4 protein-coding genes are annotated in these 5549 nt (G+C 65.6%); 2 read left to right on the top strand and 2 right to left on the bottom strand.

Annotated features, from left to right (window positions below; translation table 11 throughout):
- A partial coding sequence (locus tag AC1DY5_RS40045) for a hypothetical protein (protein ID WP_478120003.1) occupies positions 1–1204 on the top strand: 1204 nt, incomplete at its 5' end.
- A 9-nt stretch (positions 1205–1213) separates the two neighbouring features.
- Here the strand turns inward: AC1DY5_RS40045 and AC1DY5_RS40040 are convergent.
- On the bottom strand, positions 1214–2725 hold the full coding sequence (locus AC1DY5_RS40040) for an eCIS core domain-containing protein (protein ID WP_478120002.1): 1512 nt from the start codon (positions 2723–2725) through the stop codon (positions 1214–1216).
- 141 nt (positions 2726–2866) lie between these two features.
- Between AC1DY5_RS40040 and AC1DY5_RS40035 the strand changes: the two genes are divergently transcribed.
- Positions 2867–4855, top strand: a complete 1989-nt coding sequence (locus AC1DY5_RS40035) for an eCIS core domain-containing protein (RefSeq protein WP_478120001.1) — start codon at positions 2867–2869, stop codon at positions 4853–4855.
- A gap of 20 nt (positions 4856–4875) precedes the next feature.
- Here AC1DY5_RS40035 and AC1DY5_RS40030 read toward each other — a convergent pair whose 3' ends face one another.
- Complete coding sequence (locus AC1DY5_RS40030; protein WP_478120000.1) at positions 4876–5433, bottom strand: VOC family protein; 558 nt, start codon at positions 5431–5433, stop codon at positions 4876–4878.
- Positions 5434–5549 lie beyond the last annotated feature (116 nt).

Genomic DNA, 5549 nt, shown 5'->3' with positions numbered 1-5549 from the left:
CGACAGCGCCGCGCCGCGCGTCCATCGACAGCCCAAGCGCTCGGCGCCTCCGCCTGTCGCGGGCGGGAACGTGCTCTACGTCGGCATGAACAACTATGGCCCGGAGGTCACCAAGCTGGCCGAGAAATACACGGGAACCTCGGTCAAGATCACCAAGGTGACGCTCAGCGAGCACGAGGAGAAGACGGCCTCCGGCGGCGCCACCTACGATCTGACGCAGGACGCGGGCATCAAGGCCTTCGTCGCCGCGCAATCGCTGGACGCCGCCAAGGCGACGGCACTCGAATCGCTGATGAAGAGCCAGAGCAGCTCGGACCGTGACGATCTGGCGCATGTCGTCGCGGTCTATTCGGCCTGCGAAAAGGACGGCGTCGACCGGATGTCGCGCGTGGTGCTGTCGGGCCACAGCTACGGGACCAAGGTCTACAACGAAGACGCCAAGGGCGCGATCCTCTTCGACGCGCTGGTCACGCTGGCCGGCATCTTCCCGAAGGCGGCCGCGCAGACCCGGCACCTGATCGTGCTGGCCTGCATGGCGGCGGAAGAATCGACCATCACCAGGTACTACCTGAAGGCGTTCCCGAATCTCAAGACGGTGTCGGGCTGGACATCGACCTGCCCGACCGGTGCCGGCGCGGCGTCCGCGCTCGGGCAGTGGGCGTCGCGCACGGACACCGATCCCACCAAGCTGCCGGCGCCACCGCAAGGGCAGGCCAACTGGGCGCTGGGCAATTTCCAGAGTGGCGATCCGGTCGACCCGGTGGCGCTGATGGCGGACCTGCGCGCGGACGACGCCAAGTTCGCGGACTACTTTGCGGGAACGAAGGTGGACCCGAATTCCCACGCGGGTCCGCTGACCGACTACTACCATCGCGCACGCAGCGCCGAGCAGCAGTCGGCCATCACGGGCGCCGATCACGCCTATGCCGCCACGCACGCGGACCAGTCCTTCCGGCTGCGCTTCTGGCGCGGCATGGTGTCCGGCTTCTGGAAGAAGTTCGGCGCCACGGTCACCAAGGGCTACGGCAGTGCGAAGGTCCCCGCGTTCGCGACGATATCGCGCAAGGATGCGCTCGCGGCCATCGCCCGCTTCGATTCGGACGCGGCCGGGTCGACCGCCGACAAGGCGGAGGCGCGGCGACTCCTCGACGGCCTGCGCACGCTGGACCCGGCGATCCTCAGCGACAACTGGTTCAATCCCTGAGCAAGCGGCTCAGGGCGGCACGTTGGCCGGATCGAGACTCTTGCGGGCGTCGATGCACTTGTTGCGATCGGCGCCGGCCGCGAAGGCCACGGCGCAGACGTCTTCCGCCAGCAGCGGATTGTTGTTGTAGGCCATCTTGCTGTAGGGGTCGCGGGCGCCGGCCGTCTTCTTCATCTGCTCGACGAACCAGTGCAGCCGCATCTCGAGGTTCATGTCCGGGTTGCCCGCATGCGCTTCGATATAGTCGTATCGGTCGCCGAGACCCAGTGCGTGATGGACCTCGTGCGACAGCGTGACCGGGCTCGATGCCCAGTTGCCGGAGTTCGGCCATTCGCAGAACTTCACGGTGAACTCGAACACGTCCGGGCCCGCGCTGTTGACGAACACGATGTCGACGTAGTAGCCCTTCGTCGTCATGGAGATCGAACGCTCGATCGCATCCTCGAGTCCCTTGATCTTGGAGACCTCGTCCGGCGCACCGTTGAGCTTGACCTTGATCTTCACGCGGATGTTCTTCGGGTCGCTGCGGTCCACCTTGTACTTCTTGCCCTGTTCGCCGGTTCTTTCGACCACCTGCGTTGCGGAGGCGACCGCAAGCTCGTCGACATCGCTGTAGGCGCCGCCCCAGAGCGCCTCCGTCTTCAGGGCCTTGTCGACGACGTCGCGGTTCTTCTTCGCGGTGTCCGGAGAGCAGCCATAGCCCGATCCCGACGAGGTGCCGTGATACGGCGTCGTGATCGCCTTCAGCAGCTTGAAGAGGTAGTAGAGACGCTGGCCCTTGGCATCCCCGAGCGGCTTGGTCCTGGCCTGCGCGATGATCCAGGCCACGTTGCCCTTGGCCACCCCGTTCAGTGCCTTGTATTCGGGAGCGGCCAGGATCTGGGTTTCGAACGCGGTCGCCTCGGTTTGCCATTCGGCATCCGTCTTGCGCTGCACGATCGAAGCCGCGCGGCCCTGCTGCAGCGTGTGCACCAACTCGTGCGCGAGCAGCAGCCGTCCGGCGTGGTGATCGGGGTCGAACTTGCCGCGCCGAAAGTGGATGTGGTTGCCGATCGTGAAGGCCTGCGCGTTCAGCTGCCGCGCGTGCTCGTTGTCTTCGGCGTCCGCGTGGATGCGTACGGCGGAGAAGTCGGCCCCGAATCGCCGTTCCATGAACAGCCGCGTGGCGGGCGGCAGCACGCGGCCGCCTGCCGTCGTGCCGAGGCCGCGGGAGAGCGTCTCCGCGACGGCCTCGCCCGGCTCGGGCGATCGTTGCAGCAGGCCGCTTTCCTGCTCTTCCTCGCGCTCGCAGCGGGCGCATGCGCGGCTGATGCGAGGTGGCGCGCGCGTGAAAGAGAGCGCGTTGTCGGGCGAACGCATCACCTGCTCGGCAATGCGGTCGGCTTCGTGTTCAAGCGGATCGTCGACCGACCCGATCGTGAGCTTGCGCTGAAGGATCCCGTGCAGTGAAGCGGGCGCGACCCACGCTGCCTTGCCGGCAGATTTTCTGGCCTGTGCCCTGGCGACCTGCGGCGCGAACATGGATCATCCCTCCCGCGACCGGCATATTAGCCCCGGGGCGTGCTGCTTGGGGATAGTCCGAAGGTCGGGGGGCCCTCGTCCCGATTGCACTTCGCGCACCCGATCTTGCGAGGCAGCGGAGATCAGCGCACCATCCGCGCCATGCATCGTGCACGCCCTTTGTTCGACGCTCCGCATCCGGTGGCTCCGAAGCTGTCCGGACTGGTGCGGGCCGCGGCGCCGGATCCTTCGCAAGCCGAAGTGGGGCGCCAGACGTTCCCCGGCTCCGGACACAGCTTCAGCAACGTTCGCATCCACGCGGGCGCCGCGATGCAGGCGCGCAGCGATCCGCTGGAAGCCGAGGCGGAGCGCACGGCCGACCGCATTCTGTCGGACCGGTCTCCGGTGTCGGGGCGTCGTGACCCTCCGCGCATCGCCTCGGCCGAACGACTCCCCGATGCACCCGGCGAAGTGCCGGCCAGCGTGCATCAGGTTTTGCAGGGTGCCGGAAGCCCGATCGCGCCCACCCTCCGACGCGACATGGAGCGGCGCTTCGATGCCGATTTCTCGTCGGTCCGGATTCATTCCGGGCCCGCTGCCGAGCAATCGGTGAGGGAAGTGGACGCCGACGCCTACACGGTGGGCCACAGCATCGTGTTCGGCGCGGGGCGGCGCGAGACCGACGTCGGCGACGGGAGGCGATTGCTTGCCCATGAACTGACTCACGTCGTTCAGCAGCGCAGCGCCTCTCCCGCGGCCGTGCAACTCCAGCGGCGGGCGCGCGATCCCGACGAAGCCGCGGCGATCACCAAGGAGGAGACGGCGCTCGCGGCGCTGGCCAAGCGCGCCCTGGCCTCGGGCAAGCCGGCGTTTGCCGTCCACGAGGTCGTGTGGCGGCTCATCAATGCCTACGGGCTCGACATGCACTTCGAACTCAGCGGCAGCCGATACGACAAGGGCCGCAAGGGCGTCTTCGTCGACTTCAAGGGCAGCGGGCCCAGGACCACGGGAACGATTGTCGCCGGCGACGATGCATTGAATCGGGTCGCCAAGGGCGACGCACCGGCGTTGGCCAAGGAGATCGAGGCGCAACTCGGGCGTGTCGATACGGCGCGCGGCGCCATCGACTACGTCTTCATCATGGGCAAGGACGTCAAGAAGAGCGACAACAAGTTCTATACCGAGGCCAAGAAGTTCTTCAAGGCCGAATATGCAAGTGCGACCCTGGTGGAGGACGTGCGCGACCTCGACGGCATCAACCAGCGCATCAACGACGGCGGCAAGCCGGTGGCCAACCTCATCATCGTCTCGCACGCGCACCCGGACGGCACCCTGCAGTTCTCTCTCGATCCGAAGGATGCGACGCCGGGCAAGGTGGAGTACTCGGAACTCAGGAAGGCCAACGACGCCGGCAGCATCACCAAGCCCAAGCCGGACCTGGTCGGCTTCTGGACCAATGTGCTGATCAGGGGCTGCAACCTCGGGCGCAGCGAGGAGATGCTGGGCGAGGTGCGTACCGCCTTCGGCGGCAGCGCGCGCGTGATCGCGCCGACCCACGGCCAGCGCTATGGCGGGGGCACCGAATCGCTGGCCGATCCGTTCTACGAGGAGCCCGGCGCGAGCAAGTTGTCCGACGAGGACGCATTCAAGCAAATGAAGGCCAAGCCCGAATACGCCTTCATCACCGACTGGAAGGCGATGCGAAAGAAGCTCAGGCGAACCACCGACCGGAGCCAGGAGGTCGCGTACGACGGCATCTTCCCGCAAAAGGGCAAGGAGATGGACCTGCTCAGGTCTCAGGCGAGGCAGCTCAACGCGAAGGACTTCACTTTCGGTGCCAGCCGCAGCGTCGGAAAGAACACGGTGTTCACCTTCACGCCGAAGGACGAATTCAAGAACGGTCCGGTCGACATCAGCGCGGAAACCCCTCCCAGCGACAGCGAGGCGATCGCGATGGCAAAGGAGAACATCGCGCGTCCGTCCGCCTACACCTTCACCGTCAAAAGAATCGCGTCAGGGCTGAAACTGAAGGTCGTCGTCGATGTCGTGCGGACCGAATGGGAGCTGCATCACGCGGAGATCCACAAGGGCGGCAAGGGCTTYGATCCGAGGCCGGGGTCCAAGCCGTGGTACGGCGATACGGACTATTGAAGCCAGCGAGCCGGGCAGGGTCAGGCCGTCCTGCCGGCGGCAGTCCCGGCCAGTTCGCGTTCATGCATCCACGCCGCCTGCTTCGGTGCGCGCTTGGTGCGAGTCCACTCGTCGAGCATCTCCCATTTCACGTCGTCGAGCTTCTTCAACTGCTCGGGCGTGGCCGCGTCGGCGGCCAATTCGAGCCGGTGGCCGCTCGGGTCATGGAAGTAGATCGATTTGAAGATCGTGTGATCGGTGACGCCGACGACCTCGATGCCCGCCGCCTCGAGCCGGGCCTTGGTCTCGAGCAGCACATCGACGCTGTCGACCTTGAAGGCGATGTGCTGCACCCAGCTCGGCGTGTTGGGATCGCGTCCCATCGGCGGTGAATTGGGGATCTCGAAGAAGGCCAGAATGTTGCCGTTGCCGGCGTCCATGAAGAGGTGCATGTACGGGTCCGGCACCTTGGTCGAAGGAACGTTGTCCTCGGCGATCGCCAGCACGAACGCCATGTTCAAGTGCTTGCGGTACCAATCGACCGTCTCCCTGGCGTCGCGGCAGCGGTAGGCGACGTGGTGGATGCGTTGAATCTTCATCGGAATCTCCGGATTGAGTGGGTTGAAGCCGTGGGGCACTATGTAGTAACGTGGGTTACTATAGGGCAAGGACAAAAGACAATCAACACTGAACCGTCTCCCTCTCTCTATGTTAT

Source organism: Variovorax sp. P4_D9, assembly GCF_056401695.1.
The sequence above is the reverse complement of the archived record's forward strand: the minus strand, read 5'-3'. Positions and strand labels throughout refer to the sequence as shown.